Below are 23,261 nucleotides of genomic sequence, written 5' to 3'. Positions count from 1 at the left end.
GGGCGTCAAACCTTCGTCGAAACGGTATTTCTAGATCAAACTCCGGGCGAAGGCCCGGCGCCCCGCCCAGCCCTCCGAACTTCGCAGCAAAAGCGCGAAGACGACGCCAATTCAACCCGACGCGACACTGCGTCATCTTGTCAGACGGGGCAAAGCGCCCCACCTGAACCTATCCAAAAATCACCCCTTCGCCCGCGACAGGAGCCTTGATGCCGCATGCCGACAGCCTGATTCTCACCCTGGTCGGAGGATTCGTCCTCGCCTTCGTGTTCGGCATGTTGGCCAATCGGCTGAAGCTGTCGCCCCTGGTCGGCTATCTGGTCGCGGGCGTCGCCGTCGGCCCCTATACGGGCGGTTTCGTCGCCGACACCGAACTGGCGCCGCAACTGGCCGAGATCGGCGTCATCCTGCTGATGTTCGGGGTCGGGCTGCACTTCTCGCCCCGGGATCTGATGCAAGTGCGCCAGGTCGCCGTGCCCGGCGCCCTGGTCCAGATCGCCGTCGCCACCGTCCTGGGCTGGGCCCTGGGCCGGGTGGTGCTGGGCCTGGGGGATGTCGAGGCCCTGCTGATGGGCTTCGCCCTGTCGGTCGCCTCCACCGTGGTCCTGCTGCGCGCCCTGGAAGAGCGCAAACAGGTCAAGGGCGAGGTCGGCCGCATCGCCGTGGGCTGGCTGATCGTCGAGGACATGGTCATCGTCATCGCCCTGGTCATGCTGCCCATGATCATCGTGCCCGCCGGAACCCAGACCGACCTCGCCGCCCTGGGCATGGGCATCGGCTGGACCCTGCTGAAGGTCGGCCTGTTCGTCGCCGGCATGCTGGTCGTCGGCGGCAAACTGATCCCCTGGCTGCTGGTCCGCATCGCCCACACCCGGTCGCGCGAGCTCTTCACCCTGGGCGTCCTGGCCATCGCCCTCGGCATCGCCTGGCTGGCCTATTATCTGTTCCATTCGTTCGCGCTCGGCGCCTTCCTGGCCGGCCTGGTGATGAACGCCTCGCCGCTGGGCCACAACGCCGCCGAACGGTCCCTGCCCCTGCGCGACGCCTTCGCCGTGCTGTTCTTCGTCTCGGTCGGCATGTTGTTCGACCCCATGATCCTGGTGCGCCAGCCCTGGGCCGTTCTGGGCGTCCTCGGCATCGTCATCATCGGCAAGTCGCTGGCCGCCCTGGCCATCGCCCGCGTCTTCAGGCTGGACCGCTCCACCGGCCTGACCGTCGCCGCCTCCCTGGCCCAGATCGGCGAGTTCTCCTTCATCCTGGCCGCCCTGGGCGTCAGCCTGGGCGCCATGAGCCGCGAGACCCACGACCTGATCCTGGCCGCCGCCCTGCTGTCGATCTCGCTGAACCCCTTCGTCTTCCTGTTCACCGACCGGATGGGCGGCCGGCCCCGCCCGCCGGTCTCGGGTTCGCCCGAGGCCAAACAGGCCGCCATCGATCACAAGGCCGAAATGGCCGGCCCCAACCCGGCGACGGCGTGAAACTGTCCTTGGCCTCGAACCCCGATCATCGTTAACTGACCCCATGGACGCGACGAACACGACACAGGCCGCCCTCCACTATGGCGACGGCGAATTCGCGGTGTTGAAGCCGGGACGGTTCGTGCGCTGCGCCGTCACGGAAAAGCCGATCCCGCTGGAGGTGCTGCGCTACTGGAGCCCGACCCGGCAGGAGGCCTATTTCGGCCCGGCCGAATTCATCGCCCGGATGACCGCCCCTTGATCGGCCGCCGCCCGCTGCTGCTCGGCTTCGGCGCGGCCCTGGCGACTCCGCGGATGCTGGGCGCCTCGGCCCTGCCCCAGGGCGCGGCTCAGGGCGCGGTCGATCTGGTCCTGAACGGCGCCTGGCGTCAGGGCGGCTACGCCCTGGGCCGCACCGAGCCGCGCGCCCTGATCCTCGTGGACGGCGAGGCCCTGTCCACCGCCTCGACCGACGGCCTCTTCATCGTCGGCTTCGACCGCGACGCCCCCGCCCTGGCCGAGATCGAGGCCCGATCCGGCGCCCGATCCACCCGCCGCGTCCTGGACGTCGCGCCCTACGCCTTCCCCTCGACCCGCGTGGACGGCCTACCCCCCGCCACGGTCGAACCCAGCGATCCGGCGCTTCTGGACCGCATCCGCCAGGAGGTCGCCCTCAAGACCGAGGCCTTCGCCAGCCGGGCCGACGCCGACGACTTCCGCGACGGCTTCATCTGGCCGCTCGAGACCTACCGCATCTCCAGCGAATGGGGCGCCCAGCGTATCCTGAACGGCACCCCGGCGCGGCCCCACTACGGCGTCGATCTGGCCGCCCCGGCCGGGACCGTGATCCGCGCCCCGGCCGACGGCCGCATCGTCTTCACCCGCCCGAACATGCATTTCGAGGGCGGTCTGACCCTGATCGACCACGGCCAGGGCCTGATCAGCGCCTATCTGCACCAGTCGCAACTGGACGTGACCCCGAACCAGCCCGTCCGGCGCGGCGATCCCCTGGGCCGCGTCGGCATGACGGGCCGCGCCACCGGCCCCCATCTGTGCTGGCGCCTGAAATGGCGCGACCGCAATCTGGACCCGTCCCTGCTGGTCGGCGCCCGCGCGCCCCGGCGTCTGGCCTGATTTTATGGCTCAGCTTGCGAGAGTAAGGATAAACACGTAGTTTCCCCGCCTCGCTTCGGGGGCTCCGATGTCATCGCTTCAATCGCTGGCCGTTCTGCTGGTGGACGACAATCAGCATATGCGCGCCATCACCTCGGCCGTGCTGAATTCCGCCGGCATCCACAAGGTTCACGAAGCGCCCGACGGCGCCGTGGCCCTGGACATTCTCAGCCACCAGCCCGTCGATCTGGCCATCGTCGATTACAACATGTTCCCGCTGGACGGCGTCGAGTTCACGCGGCTGGTCCGCACCGGCCCGGACAGCGCCAACATCTACCTGCCCATCATCATGATGAGCGGCCATGCCGAAAAGAGCCGCATCTATGCGGCCCGCGACGCCGGCGTCACCGAATTCCTGGTCAAGCCGATCACCGCCAAGGCCATCCTCGACCGGATAAACGCGGTCATCCTCAAGCCCCGCGCCTTCATCAAGACGAGCGCCTACTGCGGTCCCTGCCGCCGACGTCGCGACGTCGAGGCCTATGCCGGGCCGTTCCGCCGCGCGGCCGATTCCAGGCGATCGCCCAGGGCCGCATAGACCCTGTCCGGCCAGCGCCGGTGAACCCAGAACCAGTCCTCCGGAACCTCACGAACCCGATCCTCGACAAAGCGGTTCACCGCCTGGACGCCCGCCAGCACGTCAGCCGCCTTGTCCGCGGTCTCGGGGATCATGATCGGCTCATGCGCCGTCACCCGGAACCGCACGCCGGGCAGACGCACCACCGACAGGGGCTGAATCACCGCCCCGAACTTCAGCGCCAGCCGCGCCGCCCCCGGCGAGGCGTTGACCGGCTGACCAAAGAACTCGACCTCCGGCCCCTGATTGTATTTCTGATCGACCAGAAGCGCGATGGAATCGCCCCGCTTCATCCCCGCCATCAGCTCGCGCGTCCCGTCGCCCTTGGGCGCGAACAGGCGGATGCCGTAGCGCTCGCGGCTCTGGCGGATCAGGGCGTCCACATAGGGATTGTTCGCCGCCCGATAGGTCACCTGGCACGGCAGGCCCGAGGCCATGATCACCGCCGCCATGACTTCGAAATTCGCCAGATGGCCCGAGATCAGCACAGCCGCCTTGCCGCTGTCACGCAGGGCGTGCAGCCGCTCCATCCCGACCACCTCGACCCGCCCGCCCTCGGGCGTCAGCTGATCCATGACCGCCAGTTCGGCGAAGGTCCGCCCCGTCCGGTCCCACTGTTCCAGCGCCAGGGCCTCGCGCTGGGCGTCCGCCATGTCGGGGAAGGCGATCCGCAGATTGCGCATCACCGTCTTCTGGGTGCCCGTCTTCGGTCCCAGCGTCCGCAACAGCCAGCCGCCCAGGCCCGAGGCGCGCTCGACCCCGAGCAGGCGCAGGAACGAAAACAGCGCCTGGAAGGCGACGGCCTGCAGGCGCCAGATCAGATCCTGCCGCACGCTTGTGGCGCTGCCGCCCCTCGGGCTGTTTGAGCGCGCCTCTGAGGCGCGCTCAAACTTCGGCTCTTCTCGCGTGTTTTCACCAGGCAATCGTCAATCCACCGTCCACCACAAGGGTCTGCCCCGTCACATAGGCCGAGGCGGGGCTGCACAGATAGACCGCCGTGCCGGCGATTTCATCCGGCTGGCCGATCCTTTTCAGCGGCGCGGGCTCCGTCACCGTCTTCAGCAGCTCGGGATTCTCCCACAGATATTTGGCGAAATCGGTCTGGACCAGGCCCGGGGCGATACAGTTGACCCGCACGTTCGACGGGCCCCACTCCACCGCCAGGTTCCGCACCAGCTGCATGTCGGCCGCCTTGGAGATATTGTAGGCGCCGATCAGGGCGTTGCCGCGCAGGCCGCCGATGGACGAGATCACCAGGATCGCCCCGTCCTTGCGCTCCACCATCTGCGGCGCGACCATCTGGATCAGCCAATGGTTCGAGATGACGTTATTCTGCAGGATCTTCTCGAACTGATCGTCGGCGATCCCGCCCATCGGCCCGGCGTAGGGATTGGTCGCGGCGTTGCAGACCAGGATGTCGATCTGACCGAAGGCGGCGTTCGTCTCGTCCACCAGCCGCTGCAAATCCTCCTTGGAGGCGATATTGGCGGGAACCGCGATGGCGCGCCCCTCGCCGTACTTGCCGTTGATCTCGGCGGCGACCTCGTCGCACGGCCCGGCCTTGCGCGAGGAGATGACCACCTTGGCCCCGTGTTCGGCCAGCCGCTCGGCGATCGCCTTGCCTATGCCGCGCGACGAGCCGGTGATGATGGCGACCTTGCCGGTGAGATCGAACAGTTCCATTGGGTTTCCCTTGAGTTCCGCCGGGTTATTTGCGCCCCGGCTCTAGCCGAACGACATTGATAGCCTGATACTCAGGCGATTCCATCCGGGAGTGGCCACCGCCAGCCGATGCGTAACCTGACCACGGGCTTTCTGTACTTCGCCTATCTGTTCCTCGGCATGACCGTGGGGGCCTTCCTGTGGCGTGCGGGCCTGGGCGCCGGCGCGGGCGTGGCGGGCGCGCTCGGGGCGCTGGGTCTGCTGGGCGCCTTCCACGGCATCGTCACGGGCGTCGCCGCCCGTCGCGCCCTGAAGAAGGAGATCGACCAGGTCCGCGAGGCCCACCGCCTGCTGGCCGATGCGATGGAGTCGACCCAGGGCGCCCTGACCGAACTGGCCCACGCCATCGAGAGCGGCGCCCTGTCCGACACCGACGCCCTGACCGGCGAAGTCCGAATGCTGGAGACCCTGGTCCAGCAGATGAGCGAGAGCATCGACCACCGGCTGTCGGCCGCCCCCAGCATCGGGGTCGAGACCTTCGAAGGCCGGCGCCAGGCCCAGTCGAACGTCCTGCTGCGCACCATCCACGAGGCGCTCAGCGAGGGTCGGGTGGACCTCTATCTTCAGCCCGTCGTATCCCTGCCCCAGCGCCGCACGATCTTTTACGAGAGCTTCACCCGCCTGCGCGACGCGACCGACCGGGTCATGATGCCGGCAGAATATCTGTCGCTGGCCGAGGGCGAGGGCCTGGTGCCCGCCATCGACAATCTGCTGCTGTTCCGCTGCGCCCAGATCGTGCGCCGGCTGGCGCGCCAGGACCGCAAGGTCGGGGTCTTCTGCAACGTGGCCCTGACCTCGCTGGGCGACGAGACCTTCTTCCCGCGTTTCCTGGAGTTCCTCAGCGAGAACCGCGATCTGAACCAGGCCCTGATCTTCGAGCTGGGCCAGGCCAATTTCGACGCGCGCGGCGCCGTGGAGGCGCGCAACATGGCGCGGCTGGCCGACATGGGCTTCCGCTTCTCGCTGGACAAGGTCCAGACGCTGGACCTCGACTTCGCCGACCTGCAGCGGGCGGACGTCAAGTTCATCAAGGTGTCGGCCGACCTGCTGATCGAACAGCTTCTGGATCTCGACGGCGGAGCGCCGCTGCGCTCCATGCCCGACATCCAGGCCGCCGACTTCGCCGCCCTGACCCGCCGCTACGGCGTCGAGGTCATCGCCGAAAAGGTCGAGAACGAGCGTCAGGTCGTCGACATCCTCGAGCTGGACGTCGCGATGGGCCAGGGCCACCTGTTCGGCGAACCCCGCGCCATCAAGGAACAGGTGCTGGCCGAGACCGACCCGCCCGCCGACTTCCTGCGCTCCACCCTGCGCAGCGCCGAACAAAGGCGTCGGTTCAGCTGAACCGGCCTGTCTGCCTCCTCCCCATTTCATGGGGAGGAGACTTTCGTCATGGCGTCCGAGCGGTTACTCAGACGCCATGACCCTCCCCCACGCCCTGCCCCACCTCGGCGCCGTCGCCGGCGATTATGACATCCTGCTCTGCGACGTCTGGGGGGTGATCCACAACGGGCGCGAAAGCTGGGCGACCCCGTGCGAGGCTCTGATGCGGTTCAACCGCGAGGGCGGGCATGTGGTGCTGATCTCCAACTCGCCCCGGCCGGCCTCGGACGTGATCGCCCAGCTGGACGGCCTGGGCGTGCCGCGCGAGGCCTGGAAGGCCTTCGTCACCTCCGGGGACGCCACGCGCGCCGAACTGGCCAAGCGGGCGCCCGGCCCGGCCTGGATCGTCGGGCCAGAGCGTGACGCCCCCCTCTACGCCGGGCTGGGGCTGGACCGCGCCGCCGGCGCGGAGGACGCCGCCTTCATCTCCGTCACCGGCCCCGTGGACGACACGACCGAGACGCCCGAGGACTATCGCGAGCGGTTCGCGGTCGGCGCGGCGCGCGATCTGGAGCTGATCTGCGCCAACCCCGATCGGGTGGTTCAGCGCGGCGACAAGCTGATCTACTGCGGCGGGGCGCTGGCCGACCTGTACGAGTCGCTGGGCGGCCGGGTCGTCATGGCGGGCAAGCCCTATGCCCCGATCTATGATCTGGCGATCAAGGAGGCGCAGACGCTGCTGGGCCGGCCGGTCGATCGGTCGCGCGTCCTGTGCATCGGCGACGGCGTCGTCACCGACATCATGGGGGCCAACGCCCAGGCCCTGGACTGCCTGTTCATCGCCCAGGGCATCCACGGCGACCAGGCCCGGGGCGAGGACGGGACGCTGGATCCCGCCCGCGCCGGCGATCTGCTGAAGGCTGAAACAACATATGCGCGATACGCCGCGCTCGAACTCGCCTGGTAAGGCTCGCCATTTTGTCGCACCGCAGCTAAAGCCTGCAGCATGGTCGAATTGGTACAGCAGCATCCGTCCGGTGGTTACATCCTGGACGAACTTCACGTCGGCATGGCCGCCGAGAAAATCGTGGTCGCCACGGAGGACCGGATTCGGCTGTTCGCCGAGGCGTCCGACGACTTCAACCCTGTCCACCTGGACGAGGCCTTTGCGTCCAAGACCGCCTATCGCGGCCGGATCGCGCATGGCCTGCTGAGCGCCTCGTTCGGATCGGCCGTGGTCGGCACCATCCTGCCGGGCGCCGGGTCGATCTACATCTCCCAGACCCTGGCCTTTCATCAGCCGGTGCGGATCGACGACGTCGTCCGCATCCTGATTACGGTGATCGAGGTCGAGGCCGAAAGCGCGCGGGTCAAGCTGAGCTGCGAAGGCTTTGTCGGCGAGACCATGATCATGGACGGCGTCGCCGTCGTCCGCGTTCCGCGCCGGCGCAAGCCCTCCCAGCGCTGATGCAGATCATCCGCGACTGGCGCGACCTGCCGAACGCCCTGAGGGGCGCGGCAGTCGCGGTCGGCGCCTTCGACGGCGTGCACCGGGGGCATCAGGCGGTCATTGCGGGCGCAAAGGCCGCCGCCGAACGGCTGGGCGCGCCGCTCGGCGTGGTCAGTTTCGATCCCCATCCGCGCCGCTGGTTCCAACCCGAGGCGGCGCCCTTTCGCCTGATGACGGCGGACCAGATGGCCCAGGCCCTGGCGCCCCTGGGGGTCGACATCCTGTATCTGCTGCCGTTCGACGGCGAGATGGCCGGCATGAGCGATGCGGACTTCGCCGAAAAGGTGCTGGCGCGGGGGCTTGGCGTGCGCCATGCCGCCGTCGGCTTCGACTTCACCTTCGGCAAGGGGCGGTCCGGCTCGCCCGAAGCCTTGAAGACCTATGGCGAGCGGCTGGGCTTCACGGTTTCGGTGGCCGAACGCCTGGATGACGCCGACGGGCTGAAACTGTCATCCAGCGCCGTGCGGGAAGCCCTGAAGGCCGGGGACATGGACCGGGCCGCCGCCATCCTGGGCCGCCCCTTCGCTCTTCAGGGCGAGGTGATCCACGGCGACAAGCGCGGCCGCACCATCGGCGTGCCGACCGCCAACATCGCGCTGGGCGATTACATGCGCCCCGCCTACGGCGTCTATGCGACCCGCAGCCGTCTGGCGGACGGGCGGGTCGTCAACGGCGTCGCCAGCCTGGGCGTGCGGCCCATGTATGCGCTGGAGACCCCGCTGCTCGAGGTCTGGCTGTTCGATTTCGACGGCGACCTGTACGGCCAGGTCATCGAGACGGAACTGGTCGCCTGGCTGCGTGGCGAGGAAAGCTTCGACGGGCTGGACGCCCTGAAGGCCCAGATCGACAAGGACGCCGACGCGGCGCGAAGGATTCTAGCCTCCTGATCCCGCGCATCCCGGCGCTAGCCGGGTTGAGCGGAGACTAGAGGGCGCGCAGATCCGCCGCGAACCGTTTCCAGTTCTGCACGTAATGTTCGGCCGACATCTGCAGGACGGCGATCTGGTCGGGATCGCGCTCTCGCACCACCTTGCCCGGCTGGCCCACGACCAGACTGTTGTCGGGAATGATCTTGCCCTCGGTCAGCAGGGCGTTCGCGCCGATGATGCAGTTGCGGCCGATCTTCACACCGTTCAGCACCACCGCCCCGATGCCGATCAGGCTGTAGTCGCCGACCTCGCAGCCGTGCAGCATGGCCTGGTGGCCGACGGTGACGCCCCGGCCCAGGGTCAGGGGCGAGCCCATGTCGGTGTGCAGGACGCTGCCGTCCTGGATGTTGCTGTCGGGCCCCACAATGATCGGTTCGTTGTCGCCGCGCAGCACCGCGCCGAACCAGACGCTGGCGTTGGGGTGCAGAATCACGTTCCCAATCACCGATGCGCTCGGCGCGACCCAGTATTCGCCGGGCGCGGGAAACTGCGGTTTGCTGTCGCCCAATGTGTAAATGGTCATCAGAACGCCGCCTAATCTTCTAAAAACGAGGGCTTTAACAGATTTCTAACCACGTTAGCATCAGAGTGTTGATGCGATTCGTGGGTCGCCATTTCGGCCCCGGATCCGAAGCCGGATCAAGCCCGATCCGGTCATTAGTCGGGGCTTCGCGTGGCGCGTTGGGATCCGGGTTCGGTTGTTGGGCGGCGGGTCAGTCCCGTTTCTGACGGCCAAGCTGTCGATCCGGGCGGCCGTCACGACACGGGCCACGGCCTTTTCCTCCCCAAGACCAGCCAAGGCGGAACCCGTATGGGTCCGCCTTTTTTCATGCCCTGGAGACGTCCATGACAAAGCGTGCGGCAATGAAGCGTCAGTCCCGTGAAAACGGAATCCTGGATTCGCGGGAGTTCATGGAGGAGTCGAAGGTGCGTCGGCTCCACGCCCCCCATAACGAACGGTCGGGATGGTCGCCCCATTCCTCGAACGACGACCGCGAGCAGGGCTATCTGAAGACGCTGAAGCCGAAGTCGGAGGGCCAGACGGAAATGATGGCGGCCATCGACGCGCATAATCTGGTCATGGCGCTGGGCCCGGCAGGCACGGGCAAGACCTATCTGGCCGTGGCCAAGGCGGTCGAGGCGCTGGAGGCCGGCAAGGTCGGCCGCATCGTGCTGAGCCGCCCCGCCGTCGAGGCCGGGGAGTCGATCGGCTTCCTGCCCGGCGACATGGAGGACAAGCTGGCCCCCTATCTGCGCCCGCTTTACGACGCCCTTTCGGACCGGCTGAGCATGAAGCGGGTCAAGGCCCTGATGGCGGAGGGCCTGATCGAGATCGCGCCCATCGGCTATATGCGCGGCCGCACCCTGAACAACGCCTTCATCGTCGTCGACGAGGCCCAGAACTGCACCTATGTGCAGCTGAAGATGCTGCTGACGCGGCTAGGCTGGCATTCGACCATGGTGGTCACGGGCGACCCCCAGCAGTCCGACTTGCTGCCGGGCATTTCCGGCCTGGCCGATATTTCGGCCCGTCTGGAGGCCATCGACGAGATCGCCGTAGTGCGCCTCGCCGAACGCGACATCGTGCGCCACCCGCTGGTGGCCTCGATGATCGGGGTGATCTGAGCCCGAACCACCCTGCATCCAAGCTTCTCTATGTCGTCAGACGGACCGGCGAACCCAGGCGCAGTGCGCGCCTGGGTTTTACGCTTGGGTGCGCCCGGGCGGACTTGCGCTGCGGCGTTTGACTGGACCTCTGACTGAAACGACTTGTGATCCGGCCATCAGGCATAACGTCGTTCCATTACATCCATTTCGTATTGTGAACGCTCTCAATCCGTGCTTTCCTTTGCCTGCGAGGGGACGAAGATCCTCCGTGCAGGGAGCGGAACGATCATCGGCCATTCGGGCCGGCGAACCACGGCGCGACAAACGCCATCCGCAAACATGATCGAAAAGCTCGCCTCGGCGAGCAACGATGTCGGCTGCCCGCCGTCATCCCCGATGGTGTGCGCCGCGTCCCAACTTCTGTTCTGACGGCCGTCGCCGTCCCTGGATGAGTTTGGGAGCCGGTATGAATTTCCTCTCGTTGTCGCTGATCAGTCGTCTCGCCCTGGCGACGGCCATCGGCATGACGCCTGTCGCGGTCTTCGCCCAGACGGACGGCCGGCCAGTCTCGAGCGAACCCGCCTCGGCCACCCCCGTCGCAACCGAAGTCGCCGCCCGGGCCGACGCCTTGCTGGCCCGGATGACGCGTGACGAGAAGCTGCAGCTGATCCACGGATATTTCCCGCCGATGGCCGCGCAGACGCCCGGCGCCCCCGTCGCCGACATGATTCCTTCGGCCGGCCATATCCCCGGCATACCCCGCCTGGGCATACCGACCCTGCGCGAAAGCGACGCCAGCCTGGGCGTCGCCAACCAGGTCGAACAGCGCAAGGGCGACGTCGCCACCGCCCTGCCCTCCAGCCTGGCGACGGCCGCCACCTTCGATCCCGAGATCGCCTATGCCGGCGGGGCCATGATCGGGTCCGAGGCGCGGGCCAAGACCTTCAACATCCTGCTGGCCGGCGGGGTGAACCTCACCCGCGATCCGTGGAACGGAAGGAATTTCGAATATCTGGGCGAGGATCCGCTGCTGGCCGGGGTCATGGCCGGGGACCATATCCGCGGCGTCCAGTCGAACAAGATCGTCTCGACGATCAAGCATTTCGCCTTCAACTCGCAAGAGACCGGGCGGATGATCATGGACGCGCGCCTGGACGAGGCGTCCCTGCGCGAAAGCGACCTGCTGGCCTTCCAGATCGCCATCGAGCGGGGAAATCCCGGCTCGGTCATGTGCGCCTACAACAAGGTCAACGGCGACTGGGCCTGCGAGAACGACTTCCTGCTGAACCAGGTGCTGAAGCGCGACTGGAAGTACGACGGCTGGGTCATGTCCGACTGGGGCGCGGTCCATTCGACCGAAAAGGCGGCCCTGGCGGGGCTGGACCAGGCCTCGGGCCAGGAGCTGGACCGGGCCCTGTATTTCGACGCCCCCTTCCGTGAAGCCCTGGACGCCGGGCGGATTCCCGAGGCGCGGCTGGACGACATGGTGCGTCGCCTGCTGGTCGGCCTGATCGAGACCGGGGTGCTGGACGCGCCCGTGGTGACGACCGAACAGCCGATCGACTACGCCCGGAACGCCGAGGTCGCCCAGCGCGCGGCCGAGGCGGGCATCGTGCTGCTGAAGAACCAGGGCGGGGTCCTGCCCCTGGCCAAGACGGCGAAGCGGATCGTGCTCATCGGCGGCCATGCCGATGTCGGCATCCTGTCGGGCGGCGGGTCGTCCCAGGTGCGGTCGGTGGGCGGGGCGCCGGTCGAGATCCCATTGACCTCGGGCGCGGCGGCCTCGTTCGCGCGGATGACCTGGCATGCGTCCTCGCCGCTGAACGCGATCCGCGCCGTCGCGCCGGCCGCGACCGTGACCTATGTCGATGGCAGGGATGCTGCGGCGGCGGCTGCGGCGGCGCGCGCGGCGGACATCGCGGTCGTCTTCGCCACCCAGTGGACCACAGAGGCCCAGGACGTCGAGAGCCTGTCGCTGCCGGACGACCAGGACGGACTGATCGAGGCCGTGGCCGCCGCCAACGCCAGGACGGTGGTGGTGCTGGAGACCGGCGGGCCGGTGCTGATGCCCTGGCTGGAAAAGACCCCGGCGGTGATCCAGGCTTGGTACCCCGGCCAGCGGGGGGGCGAGGCCATCGCCCGCATCCTGTTTGGCGAGGTCAATCCGTCCGGTCGGCTGCCGATCACCTTCCCCGCCTCGGCCGACCAGGCGCCGCGCCCGACCGTGCCAGGCCTAGCCGAGATGAAGGCCGTGGACGCCGCCGCCGCCTCCAACCCCGGGGCGCCGCAGGGGGCCGTGCTGCAGCCCTTCGCCGTCGATTATGTCGAGGGATCGGACGTCGGTTACCGCTGGTACGAACGCGAGGGACGCAAACCCCTGTTCCCGTTCGGTTACGGCCTCAGCTACACAAGCTTCGCCTATTCCAACCTGGCGGTCTCGAACACCCAGGGTCTGAGCGTCGCCGTCGATGTGACCAACAGCGGCGACCGGGCTGGGAGCGAGGTGGCCCAGCTGTATGTCGCCTCGGCCGACCAGCCCAGGCGTCTGGCCGCCTTTGCGCGGATGACGCTGTCGCCGGGCGAGACGCGTCGCATCGTGCTGAAGGCCGAGCCGCGCATCCTGGCCGAATATGACACCGCATTGCCCGGCTGGCGCATCGCGCCGGGCGATTACCGCATCACCGTCGCCCGCGACGCCGCCGAGACGGGGTTGAGCGCGAACGTCACGCTTTCAGGGTCGATCATCAAGCCTTGAGCCAATGCCGCACAACAAAAACGCGGCGCCAATGAGGAGGGAAAACGAGATGAGAATCCACAAGAGGCCCATGCTGGCGGCCTTGATGGCGAGTTCGGCGCTTGTCGCGCCGGCCTATGCCCAGACCGCGGAACAGGCGCCGATCCCGGCGCCCCAAGACCCGACCGAGGTCGGCGAAATCGTCGTCACCGGCATCCGGGCGTCGCAGACCCAGTCGATCAACGTCAAGCGCAACGAGACGGCGCTGGTTGATGCGATCTCGGCCGAAGACATCGGCAAACTGCCCGACGTCACCGTGGCCGACGCCCTGCAACGCATCGCCGGCATCCAGATCCGACGCACCGCCGGCGAAGGCTCGACCGTCAACATCCGCGGCCTGCCGCAGGTCGTGACACTGCTGAACGGCGAACAATATCTGAGCCCCGGTAACCTGGGGAGAGCCGAACCGAACCTGAACGACGTGCCGTCGCAGCTGATGAACTCGATCGTCGTGTTCAAGTCGCAGGACGTGACGAACGCTCAGTCCGGGATTTCGGGTACGATCGACCTGCGCACGCGTCGCCCGATGGACTTCAGCTACGGCACGACCGTCACGGGCGCGGCCGAATACCAGACGGGCGAACGCACTCGTCAGGACGACTATCTGATCAACGGCCTGCTGAACTGGCGGGGCGACCGGATGGGCGTGATGGTCTCCGGCGTCATGAGCGAGTCTAACCTGGGCAATAACTACGCCGGGGTCGCGGGCAGCCTGTTCGGCAGTAATGACTGGGGCGGCACGGGCAATGCCTGGCTTGCGCCGCACGGCTATGAAATGTTCAACCGTGTGGTCGAGCGTGAGCGGGTCGGCCTGAACGCCGCTTTCCAGTTCGATATCGAGGACGGCATCCGTCTAACGGCAGAAGCCTTTTACACCAAGCAGGACGAGTACAACCGCGCCGCCGGTCTGAACGTCTCCAACCGCTGGAGCGGCTTGGGCTGGCTGACGCCGACCGAGTCGACCGACACCGGCCTGGGCTGGCTGGACGTCGAGGAATACGACGTCGACGCCTGGTGGGTGAACTCCTTCACCGTCAACCGTGTCACAAACAACGAGTCCAAGAACTTCAACCTGGAGCTGGACTACGACAAGGGCGGCCCCTTCACCTTCAACGCGCGGGCCGTCAAGGCCGACGCCTCGCTGCTGAGCATGAACGGCCAGGTGCAGGGTGACCTGTCGAATTGGCAGTACGGAGCTGACAGGGCCTTTACCCTATTCCGTCAGGGCGCGGACCGCACGCGCGGCACCTTCTACCCCGCCTCCATCGCCGCCATGTACCCGGCCTCACAATACTCAAACGGTGTCGTGGGCAGCCAGGGCGGACGCTACATCAACCCCAACCCGCTAGGCTATGGAGCGGACCCCCAACTGCATATCGACACCGGCGGCTCGAAGCTGGCCTGGAGCGGCTTCGAGAACAACATTGTCGGGGGTTTAGGCAACGTCCCGCTAAGCCAATATATGTCGAACTTGGACTCCTATACAGTCGGGGCCTATTCGTCGGAAGGCAACCAGCGCAACAACTCGGACCTGACTGTGGTCCGGTTCGACGGGTCGTACGAGTTCCAGGAGGCGCCGGCGTTCGGCTTCCTGACCCGCGTCGACGCCGGCGTCCGCCACAGCGGCCGCGAGGTCGAGGTCACAAACTTCCACCTGTTCTCGGACTTCTACGCCGGACAGGGCGCAGGCAACCAGGCGGGTTGTTCGGCGCAGTGGAAAGCCATCGACGTCGTCATGGACAATCCGCAGTGCCAGGCCGGGGAGTTCGTCTCCAACCCCGGCTTCAACGCGGCCCTCGCCGTCGACCCCACCCCCAGCAGTTGCACCGCCGGCACGGTCGCCAACACCCCGACCTGCTTCCAGGGCTATACGGTCAATCGGCCCACGCTGCTGCGCGAGAACAACAACACCTACTTCCTGACCGACTTCGGTTCGGTCGCCTCGGGCATTCCCGGGGTGTGGGTGGCGGATCCGCGCGACTTCGACGATCCCCGCGCCTTCCAGCAGCGGGTGTTCGGCAACGCCTATGACGTGATCATCCCCGGCAACTCGTATGACGTCGACCTCTATGAGGACAGCGCCTATGTGAACGGGGCGATCGAGTTCGGCCAACTGCACGGCGACGTCGGCGTGCGTATGGTCCGCACCGAACTCCGCGTCCGCCAGAACCAAACCGGCGACGTCCGAGCCTATGGCGACACGAATAACGACATCGGCGACACGATCGCGAGCCGCAGCTACACGGACTGGTTGCCGTCGGTGAACCTGGCCTATGACTTCAGCGACAAGCTTCGTCTACGAGCCGCCTACGCCAAGACGATGATCCCGTTGGACCTGGGAAGTTACGGCGGCGGCGTCACCATTTCGACCGCCGATTCCAACGGCCCGACGCCATTGGATCCGACGGCTCCGCCACGCGGCATCCGTCGCGTGACCGGCGCCACCTTGGCCGGCAGCCCGGATCTAGATCCATGGCGCTCGAGCAACTTCGATCTGGCGCTGGAGTACTATTACGGCCCCGCGACGATGTTCAACATTGCGGCATTCCGCCTGAACATCGACAGCTTCGTCCGTCGCGGCACCGTGACTTGCGGCGCTGAATACCCGGACGGCGACGGCGTTATCCGTCGTTGTGTGGACGTCAACCGTCCCCTCCAGGGCGAAGGCGGTGAATTGCAGGGCATCGAGCTAGGCGCGAAGATCGGCCTGTCCGACTTCATCGACACGCCGATCTGGTCTGACTTCGGCTTCGACGGCAGCTACACCTTCTCCGATAGCTCTTCTAACGACGTAGCGTTGAACGGAGATCTTCTGCCCTTCCAAGACAACTCCGAGCAGTCTCTGAACGCCGCCGTTTGGTATCAGGGCGACAAGCTTCAGGCCCGCGTGGCCTGGAACTATCGCACGCCGCGCCTGAGCAGCACCTTCGGAAACATCCCGATCTATCAGGACACCTCTCAGTACGTAGACGTCAACGTCACCTATGACGTCAACGACATGGTCACGGTCTACGCCAACGGCTCCAACGTCCTGGGCGAAATCGAGGAATACTACCTCGAGTTCAAGGACGGCGCGAAGCAGTTCCACAGCCGCAACGAGTTCGAGCCGCGTTACACCATCGGCGTTCGCGCTCGGTTCTGATCTCTTCCTGAGCAGACTGGCCGGCGACATTCGTGTCGCCGGCCTCTTTTTTTCGCGTATTGGTATTCGGCCATGGATGAGATCGACGATCCTCGCATCCGTTCTGTCGTCATCGTCGGCGGCGGCACCGCCGGCTGGATGACGGCTGCGGCCCTGGTTCAGCATTTCCGCACTGCGCCGCTGAAGATCACCGTGGTGGAGTCTTCCGACATCGGCACGATCGGCGTGGGCGAGGCGACCATTCCCACCCTCCGTCGGTTCTATGCGCAGCTGGGCCTGCGCGACGACGATGTGATGCGCGCCACCCAGGCGACCTGCAAGCTGGGTATTCGTTTCATCGACTGGTCCGGGCCCGGCTCGGACTTCATCCATCCCTTCGGCCTGTATGGTCAGGACGTCAAAGGGATCGGGTTTCATCATTACTGGCTGAAACAGCACCGCGCGGGCGACGCCGCGCCGCTGGCGGCCTATTCGCTGGGGGCGTCGCTGGCCGCCGGCGGCAAATTCACCCTGCCCTCCCCCAATCCGCCGTCGCAGCTGTCGGTGTTCGACTGGGCCCTGCATCTGGACGCTGGCCTGTTCGCCCAGCACCTGCGCGCCTATGCCGAGGCTGGGGGCTGCGCCCGGATCGACGCCCGGATCCGCTCGGTCGAGCTGCGGCCCGAGGACGGTTTCGTGCGCGCCCTGACCCTGGACGACGGACGCGAGGTCGAGGGCGATCTGTTCGTCGACTGTTCGGGTTTCAAGGGCCTGGTGATCGGCGAGGCCCTGGGCGTCGGGTTCGAGGACTGGGGCCGCTGGCTGCCCTGCGACGCGGCCTATGCGGTGCAGAGCGCCAACCGACCCGGCGACGCCCCCGCCCCCTTCACCCGCGTCACCGCCCGGTCGGCCGGATGGCAGTGGGGCATTCCGCTGCGCCACCGCGCCGGCAACGGTCTGGTGTTTTCCAGCGCCCATCTGAGCGACGATCAGGCCCTGGCCGAGCTGATGCCTCATCTGCTGGGCGATCCGCTGACGGAGCCGCGGCGCATTCCGTTCCGCCCCGGTCGGCGCACCCAGGCCTGGGCCAGGAACTGCGTCGCCATCGGCCTGTCTGCGGGTTTCCTGGAGCCGCTGGAAAGCACCAGTATCGCCCTGATCGAGACCGGGATCGAGCGGCTGAAGGCCCTGTTCCCCGACCGCCGCTTCGCCCAGCCGATCCTGGATGAGTTCAACGACCAGACCGCGCGCGAGATGGAGCGGGTCCGGGACTTCATCATCCTGCACTACAAGCTGAACCGGCGCACCGACACCGACTTCTGGCGCGACTGCCGCGAGATGGCGATCCCCGAGACGCTGGAGCGCAAGATCGCCCTGTGGACCGCGCGGGGTCAGTTCGTCCGTTATCGGTGGGAGATGTTCCACCCGGCCAGCTGGCTGGCCATCTATGACGGCTTCGGCCTGTATCCCGACGGCTACGACCCCGCCGTGGACGCCATGGACCCCGCCTATCTGAGCCGCAGCCTGGCCGAGATGCGCGCCAATATCGCCGACCTGGTCGCCCGCACCCCCGACCACGCCCATTTCCTGGCGGGGCTCGATCCCGCCGCCTCCGCCGCCCCCGCCTCAGCCGCATGAGACCCGACATGGACCAGCCCCGCCGCCCCCTGAAGAAGATCTGCATCGTCGGCGGAGGCACCGCCGGCTGGGTCGCCGCCGCCCTGATGGCCGAACATTTCAAGGGGCGGATGGCCGAGATCGAACTGGTCGAATCCGACGACATCGGCACGATCGGCGTCGGCGAATCCACCGTGCCGCCCTTCCTGGAAATGCTGAAGCGGCTGGGTATCGACGAGCGCGACTTCATCCAGAAGACCCAGGCCAGTTTCAAGCTGGGCATCCAGTTCGAGGACTGGACGCAGAAGGGCGAGAGCTATTTCCACCCGTTCGGCGCCATCGGGGCGCCCGTGGATGTCAGCGACTTCTATCCCGTCTGGCTGAAGGCGCGGATGAACGGCTATGATCGGCCGCTGATGGACTTCGCCGCAGCGGCGCGGATGGCGGACCAGGGGCGGTTCATGCTGCCGTTCAAGGCCCAGCGCACCCCGATCGGGGGCGCGTCCTACGCCGTTCACGTCGATGCGAAACGGGTGGCGCGCTATCTGCGCGACTTCGCCGAGGCGCGGGGGGTGAAGCGCACCGAGGGAATCGTCGAGGATGTGGCGACACGGCCCGACGGCTTCGTCAGCAGCCTGAAGCTGAAGTCGGGCCAGACGGTCCAGGCGGACTTCTTCATCGACTGCACCGGCTTCCGCGCCCTTCTGATCGGCAAGACCCTGGGCGTCGGCTATACGGACTGGTCCGAATGGCTGATGTGCGACCGGGCCATTGCGGTCCAGACCGAGAATGTCGGCCCGCCCAAGCCCTATACCCTGGCCCAGGCCCAAGACTGCGGCTGGCGCTGGCGCATCCCGTTGCAGCACCGGACCGGGAACGGCCACGTCTTCTGCAGCCGCTACCTGTCCGACGACGAGGCGACGGCGCGCCTATTGGAGCAGGTCGAAGGCCGGCCGGTGGTCAATCCGATGGTGGTGCCGTTCAAGACCGGGGTGCGCGAGAAGATCTGGGACAAGAACGTCTTGTCCCTGGGCCTGGCCAGCGGTTTCATCGAACCGCTGGAATCGACGGCCATCCACCTGATCTATCGCGGCATGGACTTCCTGTTCCGGCTGATGCCGGACCTGGATTGCGATCCGAATCTGATCGCCGAGTACAATCGGCGGATGACCGTGGATTACGAGGAGATCCGCGACTTCATCATCCTGCACTACGCCCTGACGCGACGCGACGACACGGCCTTCTGGCGCGCCTGCCGCGACATGGTCCTGCCTGAGGGGCTGCAGCACAAGCTGGAGGTCTTCCGCGCCAACGGCAGCCTGGTCGAGGCGCTGGACCCGCTGTTCCGCAATGTCAGCTGGTATGCGGTGATGGACGGGATGGGCGTGCGGCCCCGGTCCTACCCGCCGCTGGTGGACCGGATCGACTTCAACGGCCTGACCGACGAGATGGACCGCGCCGCCAATATTCTGAACGCCTTCGTCGCCGATCTGCCGACGCATCAGGCCTTCATCGACACCCACTGTCAGGCCCCGCCCGTGGAGGCGCCCGCGCCTTTGGTCATGCCGGCCTGATACCGGCGTGCTTGCCTTGGCGCGGTCAAGGCTGACACAATGGCTCAGGGGATAAGGGATCAGAGTTTGCGTCGCGCCGTCACCATCAAACACGTCGCCGCCGAGGCGGGCGTTTCGCTGCAGACCGTGTCGCGGGTCATCAACAACGAGCCGAATGTACGTCCGGTGGTGCAGGAGCGGGTGCGCGCCGCCGTGGCCAAGCTGGGCTATGTCCCCAGTCTGGCGGCGCGGCGGATGGGCGGCTCGCGCTCCTATCTGCTGATGGCGCTGAACGACCGGGACCGGACCATCGAGGGCTGGAAGTCCGGCGAGGGCACCGACTGGGTCGACCAGATGCTGATGGGCGGCATGCTGAAGTGCGAGGCCCACGGCTATCGGATGATCTTCGAACTGGTCGACACCCATTCGGACCACGTCGATGCGGCGGTGCGCGGGGCCATCGCCGCCCTGCACCCCGACGGCGTCATCCTGACCCCGCCCCACTCTGAGAACCCGGCCATCACCGGCCTGCTGAGCCAACTGGGCCTGCCCTTCGCCCGGATCGCCTCGATCGCAGAAGGGGACGGATTCGCGGTGTCGATGGACGACGCCAAGGCGGCCGCCTTTGCGACCGACCATTTGCTGGGCCTGGGCCATGCCCGCATCGGCTTCATCACCGGCAGCGAGGAATATGCGGTTAGCGGCGCGCGGCTCGACGGGTATCGCCGCGCCATGTCCGCCTCGGCGCCCGGCCTGGACGAGACGCTGGTCGCGCGCGGCGATTTTTCCTACGAGTCCGGCGTCGCCGCCATGGAGACCCTGCTGGCCCTGCCGTCGCGGCCCACCGCCGTTCTGGCCAGCAACGACCGCATGGCCCACGCGGCCCTGCGCACGGCCAGACGGAACGGCCTGGCGGTCCCTGCCGACCTGTCGGTCATCAGCTTCGACAACACGCCCCTGGCCCGGTTCGCCGACATGACCGCCGTCATTCAGCCTATCGCCGAAATGAGCGCGGTCGCCGCCGAACTGCTGATCCGCTCCACGGCCGGCGACGCCGACCTGCCCCGGCAGAGCATGGTCGATTTCGGCTTCGCCCCCAGAGGCTCCACGGCGCCGCCGAAGTCCTGATCCGTCGTCCGAACCCGCTCGGCCACACGCCCGACGCCGCTGCGTCGCGGCCCGGGCGTTTAATACAACGTACACGGCTTAAATGTCTTTCATCCGCCGCCTCAACGTCATGCATCGGCATTTGCAGTGTCGCCTCAGCGACATCGCCGCCGGTTACTGATCGCCGTTCAGGCCAAGCTTGGGGAAAAACGATGGCGAATGAATTCAAGACGCGGCTTATGGCTGCGGCGGCGCTGACCGGCGTGATGGCGGCGGCGCACGGGGCCCATGCCCAGGCCCAGTCGGCGGAGCCGGCGACGCTGGACGAGATCATCGTCACGGCCCAATTGCGCGCACAGAAGACCATTGAGGTCCCGTTCGCCCTGACCGCCTATTCCGGCCAGTTCCTCGAGGACCTGGGCATCCAGGAATTCGAACAGCTGTCGGCCTTCGTGCCCGGCTTCCTGGTGCAGAACCAGTCGCCGAACAACCCCGGCTTCGTGATGCGCGGCATCACCTCGGACTCGGGCGCCGCCACGGCCGAGCCGCGCGTGTCGGTGTTCCAGGACGGCGTGTCGATCTCCAAATCGCGCGGCTCCTATGTCGAACTGTTCGACCTGGAGCGGGTTGAGATCGCCAAGGGTCCGCAGTCGACCCTGTACGGGCGCGGCGCCCTGATCGGCGCCGTCAACCTGGTCCAGAACCGCGCCCAGCCGGGTGAGACCGAAGCCTACGCCAATATCGAGGCCGGCAACGAAGACTATCGGATGGTCGAGGGCGCGCTGAACCTGCCCGTCGGCGAGACGGGCGGCCTGCGCCTCGCCACCCGCCTGAAGACGCGCGGCGGTTCGGTCGAGAACCTGCTGGGCGGCGAAGACTATAACGCCATCGAGACCAAGGCCGTGCGTCTGTCGGGCGCCTGGGCGCCGTCGGACGCCATGCGGTTCGACGTGATCGGCAACTATCAGAACGACCACGCCTCGGGCACCTCGTTCAAGTCGATCGCCTACGAACCGGCCGATCCGAACACCGGCGTCGTCCTGGGCGGCAAGGAACCCTGGGAGGGCGCGGCCCTGACGCCGGGCGGCGATTTCGACGGCGGCAAGACGCTGGGCCTGAGCCGCGAAGTCTGGGGCGTGACGGGTCTGGCCCGGATCAACCTGAATTCGGCCTGGACCCTGAACTCGACCACCGCCTATCGCGAGTTCGACAACTACGAGACCTTCGACGCGGACGGCGTCTCCTTGCCCATCCTGACGGCGGCGGAAGAGACCCATGGCGAACAATGGAGCCAGGACCTGCGCCTGGGCTTCGACAACGGCGGTCGCCTGACGGGCTTCGTCGGCGCCGGCTGGTTCCACGAGGAAGGCTACCAGCGCACGCCCGCACAGTTCGACGAGCGCCTGGTCCTGGCGCAGCTGGCCGGGTTGCTGGACGGTTCACCGCTGGGCGTCGGTGACAACACCCTGCCGCTGGCGGTTTATCCGACCGTGGCGACGGGCGCGCTGGGCGCGCTGTTGGGCTCACTGTTGCCGTCTGCTGCTCAGCCGCTGGTGCCGACCCTGACGGCCGGCATCGCCTCGAACCTGCAGTCGGCCTATATCGAAACGCCGATCAACAGCTCCGAGCTGGATTCCTACGACGTCTTCGCCGACGCCACCTACGCCTTCACCGACCGCTTCGAAGTGTCGGCAGGCGTTCGCTATACCCGTGATGAAAAGACCACCGGCTATGCAGCCAGCATCGACTCCGGCCGTTCGGCGCTGGGCACGCTTCTGGCGATCCAGGCGGGCGCGGTGCCGAGCTCATTCATCGTCAGTTCGACGGGCGTGCCCGGCTTCCTGGTTCAGCCGAACTATTCGACGCGCCCCGGCTTGCCGCTGCTCGGCTTGACGTCGCAGCCGACCGCCAACAACGGAGACTTCTCGTATTACGACTCGGAAGACGACGGCGTGACCTGGAGGGTCACGGCCCGCTACGAACTGACCGACGACACGAATGTCTACGCCAACTATGCACGCGGCCGTCGTCCGGAAGTGATCAGCGCCTCGGGTCCGTCCGCCCCCGGGGGCGCGCCGCGCTTCAGCTCGGTCGATGCCGAAACCGTCGACAGCTACGAAGTCGGCGCCAAGTCAGCCCTGTTGGACAGCCGACTGCGGATCGACGGCGCGGTCTTCATGTACAACTACGAAAACTTCCAGACGACCATCCAGCAAGGCACGACCTTCATCACCACCAACGCCGGCGAGGCCAAGTCCTACGGCTTCGAGGGCCAGGCCAACTTCGCCGTGGCGTCCAACTTCGACCTGTTCGCGACCTACGCCTACAACCACTCGCGCTTCGAGAACGGCATCTACGACGGCAACAAGTTCCGGCTGTCGCCGGACAACGCCGCGTCGATCGGCGCGACCTGGCGCCTGCCGGTGACCGGCGGCGAGATCGAGGTCCAGCCGACCTACACTTGGCAGTCCAAGGTCTTCTTCGAGGACGACAACGACCGCCCCGACCTGCAAACTGTGGCGAGCGGAGCCTTCGTCGCAGACCTGATCCAGGACGAATATCAGGACGCCTACGGTCTGTTGAACCTGCGTATCCGCTACACCCCGGACTCGACCAACTGGGGCGTTGAAGCCTTCGGCGAGAACATTCTCGACGAGGAATACATCAAGGACGCCGGCAACACCGGCGACGCTCTGGGCATGCCGACCTTCATCGCCGGTCGCCCGGCGGCGTACGGCCTGGTGTTCAAACTGAAACTCTGAGGATCGAA

18 protein-coding genes are annotated in these 23,261 nt (G+C 66.9%); 15 read left to right on the top strand and 3 right to left on the bottom strand.

Annotation, left to right across the window (positions count from 1 at the left end; translation table 11 throughout):
- Positions 1-209 precede the first annotated feature (209 nt).
- From AC07NC_RS04030 to AC07NC_RS04015, 4 genes are all read left to right on the top strand, one after another.
- On the top strand, positions 210-1,478 hold the full coding sequence (locus tag AC07NC_RS04030; RefSeq protein ID WP_008259579.1) for a cation:proton antiporter domain-containing protein: 1,269 nt from the start codon (positions 210-212) through the stop codon (positions 1,476-1,478).
- A 43-nt stretch (positions 1,479-1,521) separates the two neighbouring features.
- Complete coding sequence (locus AC07NC_RS04025) at positions 1,522-1,719, top strand: DUF2093 domain-containing protein (protein ID WP_008261088.1); 198 nt, start codon at positions 1,522-1,524, stop codon at positions 1,717-1,719.
- Positions 1,716-2,591: a M23 family metallopeptidase gene (locus tag AC07NC_RS04020; RefSeq protein WP_494568656.1), complete on the top strand. Its 876-nt coding sequence runs from the start codon at positions 1,716-1,718 to the stop codon at positions 2,589-2,591. The genes AC07NC_RS04025 and AC07NC_RS04020 overlap by 4 nt, the downstream gene beginning before the upstream one ends.
- Before the next feature lie 67 nt (positions 2,592-2,658).
- Positions 2,659-3,168: a response regulator gene (locus tag AC07NC_RS04015; protein ID WP_035305571.1), complete on the top strand. Its 510-nt coding sequence runs from the start codon at positions 2,659-2,661 to the stop codon at positions 3,166-3,168.
- Here AC07NC_RS04015 and AC07NC_RS04010 read toward each other — a convergent pair.
- Together AC07NC_RS04010 and AC07NC_RS04005 are read right to left on the bottom strand one after the other, a co-directional pair.
- Entirely contained in the window at positions 3,111-4,040 is a 930-nt protein-coding gene (locus AC07NC_RS04010; RefSeq protein ID WP_492071229.1) for a lysophospholipid acyltransferase family protein, read from the bottom strand. The genes AC07NC_RS04015 and AC07NC_RS04010 overlap by 58 nt on opposite strands.
- Before the next feature lie 79 nt (positions 4,041-4,119).
- Positions 4,120-4,890, bottom strand: a complete 771-nt coding sequence (locus tag AC07NC_RS04005; RefSeq protein WP_008260395.1) for an SDR family NAD(P)-dependent oxidoreductase — start codon at positions 4,888-4,890, stop codon at positions 4,120-4,122.
- 108 nt (positions 4,891-4,998) lie between these two features.
- On the opposite strand from AC07NC_RS04005, the gene tipF reads away from it, so the two are divergent.
- The 4 genes from tipF (at position 4,999) to AC07NC_RS03985 (ending at position 8,649) form a co-directional block, all read left to right on the top strand.
- On the top strand, positions 4,999-6,273 hold the full coding sequence (tipF, locus tag AC07NC_RS04000; RefSeq protein ID WP_008258738.1) for a flagella assembly cyclic-di-GMP phosphodiesterase TipF: 1,275 nt from the start codon (positions 4,999-5,001) through the stop codon (positions 6,271-6,273).
- Between the two features lie 76 nt (positions 6,274-6,349).
- Positions 6,350-7,219 (top strand): TIGR01459 family HAD-type hydrolase, encoded by an 870-nt coding sequence (locus AC07NC_RS03995; protein ID WP_494568655.1) that lies wholly within the window; start codon positions 6,350-6,352, stop codon positions 7,217-7,219.
- 39 nt (positions 7,220-7,258) lie between these two features.
- On the top strand, positions 7,259-7,720 hold the full coding sequence (locus AC07NC_RS03990; protein WP_008263736.1) for a MaoC family dehydratase: 462 nt from the start codon (positions 7,259-7,261) through the stop codon (positions 7,718-7,720).
- Positions 7,720-8,649, top strand: coding sequence for a bifunctional riboflavin kinase/FAD synthetase (locus tag AC07NC_RS03985; protein ID WP_494568654.1), 930 nt, complete (start codon positions 7,720-7,722; stop codon positions 8,647-8,649). The genes AC07NC_RS03990 and AC07NC_RS03985 overlap by 1 nt, the downstream gene beginning before the upstream one ends.
- A gap of 37 nt (positions 8,650-8,686) precedes the next feature.
- On the opposite strand, the gene AC07NC_RS03980 is transcribed toward AC07NC_RS03985, so the two are convergent.
- Positions 8,687-9,214: a gamma carbonic anhydrase family protein gene (locus tag AC07NC_RS03980; RefSeq protein WP_292147739.1), complete on the bottom strand. Its 528-nt coding sequence runs from the start codon at positions 9,212-9,214 to the stop codon at positions 8,687-8,689.
- A 311-nt stretch (positions 9,215-9,525) separates the two neighbouring features.
- Here AC07NC_RS03980 and AC07NC_RS03975 point away from each other — a divergent pair, with 311 nt between their 5' ends.
- From AC07NC_RS03975 to AC07NC_RS03945, 7 genes are all read left to right on the top strand, one after another.
- A complete protein-coding gene (locus AC07NC_RS03975) occupies positions 9,526-10,317 on the top strand; it encodes a PhoH family protein (protein WP_154725752.1) in 792 nt (263 codons plus the stop codon).
- A gap of 448 nt (positions 10,318-10,765) precedes the next feature.
- Complete coding sequence (locus AC07NC_RS03970) at positions 10,766-13,054, top strand: beta-glucosidase (RefSeq protein ID WP_494568653.1); 2,289 nt, start codon at positions 10,766-10,768, stop codon at positions 13,052-13,054.
- A gap of 49 nt (positions 13,055-13,103) precedes the next feature.
- Positions 13,104-16,235: a TonB-dependent receptor gene (locus AC07NC_RS03965; RefSeq protein WP_494568652.1), complete on the top strand. Its 3,132-nt coding sequence runs from the start codon at positions 13,104-13,106 to the stop codon at positions 16,233-16,235.
- Positions 16,236-16,307: 72 nt separating this feature from the next.
- Positions 16,308-17,852 (top strand): tryptophan halogenase family protein, encoded by a 1,545-nt coding sequence (locus tag AC07NC_RS03960; RefSeq protein WP_494568651.1) that lies wholly within the window; start codon positions 16,308-16,310, stop codon positions 17,850-17,852.
- A gap of 8 nt (positions 17,853-17,860) precedes the next feature.
- Positions 17,861-19,405 (top strand): tryptophan halogenase family protein, encoded by a 1,545-nt coding sequence (locus tag AC07NC_RS03955; protein ID WP_494568650.1) that lies wholly within the window; start codon positions 17,861-17,863, stop codon positions 19,403-19,405.
- A gap of 66 nt (positions 19,406-19,471) precedes the next feature.
- Complete coding sequence (locus tag AC07NC_RS03950) at positions 19,472-20,512, top strand: LacI family DNA-binding transcriptional regulator (RefSeq protein ID WP_494568649.1); 1,041 nt, start codon at positions 19,472-19,474, stop codon at positions 20,510-20,512.
- A gap of 191 nt (positions 20,513-20,703) precedes the next feature.
- Complete coding sequence (locus AC07NC_RS03945) at positions 20,704-23,253, top strand: TonB-dependent receptor (RefSeq protein ID WP_494568648.1); 2,550 nt, start codon at positions 20,704-20,706, stop codon at positions 23,251-23,253.
- Positions 23,254-23,261: the final 8 nt, after the last annotated feature.

This window comes from Brevundimonas sp. GW821-FHT10A07, assembly GCF_059415785.1.
The sequence above is the reverse complement of the archived record's forward strand: the minus strand, read 5'-3'. Positions and strand labels throughout refer to the sequence as shown.

What these genes read in the sequence shown, in the direction of transcription:
- AC07NC_RS04030 (WP_008259579.1), top strand. Translation starts at nt 210, where the DNA reads ATGCCGCATGCCGACAGCCTGATTCTCACCCTGGTCGGAGGATTCGTC.
- AC07NC_RS04025 (WP_008261088.1), top strand. Translation starts at nt 1,522, where the DNA reads ATGGACGCGACGAACACGACACAGGCCGCCCTCCACTATGGCGACGGC.
- AC07NC_RS04015 (WP_035305571.1), top strand. Translation starts at nt 2,659, where the DNA reads ATGTCATCGCTTCAATCGCTGGCCGTTCTGCTGGTGGACGACAATCAG.
- AC07NC_RS04005 (WP_008260395.1), bottom strand. Translation starts at nt 4,890, where the DNA reads ATGGAACTGTTCGATCTCACCGGCAAGGTCGCCATCATCACCGGCTCG.
- tipF (WP_008258738.1), top strand. Translation starts at nt 4,999, where the DNA reads ATGCGTAACCTGACCACGGGCTTTCTGTACTTCGCCTATCTGTTCCTC.
- AC07NC_RS03995 (WP_494568655.1), top strand. Translation starts at nt 6,350, where the DNA reads ATGACCCTCCCCCACGCCCTGCCCCACCTCGGCGCCGTCGCCGGCGAT.
- AC07NC_RS03990 (WP_008263736.1), top strand. Translation starts at nt 7,259, where the DNA reads ATGGTCGAATTGGTACAGCAGCATCCGTCCGGTGGTTACATCCTGGAC.
- AC07NC_RS03985 (WP_494568654.1), top strand. Translation starts at nt 7,720, where the DNA reads ATGCAGATCATCCGCGACTGGCGCGACCTGCCGAACGCCCTGAGGGGC.
- AC07NC_RS03980 (WP_292147739.1), bottom strand. Translation starts at nt 9,214, where the DNA reads ATGACCATTTACACATTGGGCGACAGCAAACCGCAGTTTCCCGCGCCC.
- AC07NC_RS03970 (WP_494568653.1), top strand. Translation starts at nt 10,766, where the DNA reads ATGAATTTCCTCTCGTTGTCGCTGATCAGTCGTCTCGCCCTGGCGACG.
- AC07NC_RS03965 (WP_494568652.1), top strand. Translation starts at nt 13,104, where the DNA reads ATGAGAATCCACAAGAGGCCCATGCTGGCGGCCTTGATGGCGAGTTCG.
- AC07NC_RS03960 (WP_494568651.1), top strand. Translation starts at nt 16,308, where the DNA reads ATGGATGAGATCGACGATCCTCGCATCCGTTCTGTCGTCATCGTCGGC.
- AC07NC_RS03955 (WP_494568650.1), top strand. Translation starts at nt 17,861, where the DNA reads ATGGACCAGCCCCGCCGCCCCCTGAAGAAGATCTGCATCGTCGGCGGA.
- AC07NC_RS03945 (WP_494568648.1), top strand. Translation starts at nt 20,704, where the DNA reads ATGGCGAATGAATTCAAGACGCGGCTTATGGCTGCGGCGGCGCTGACC.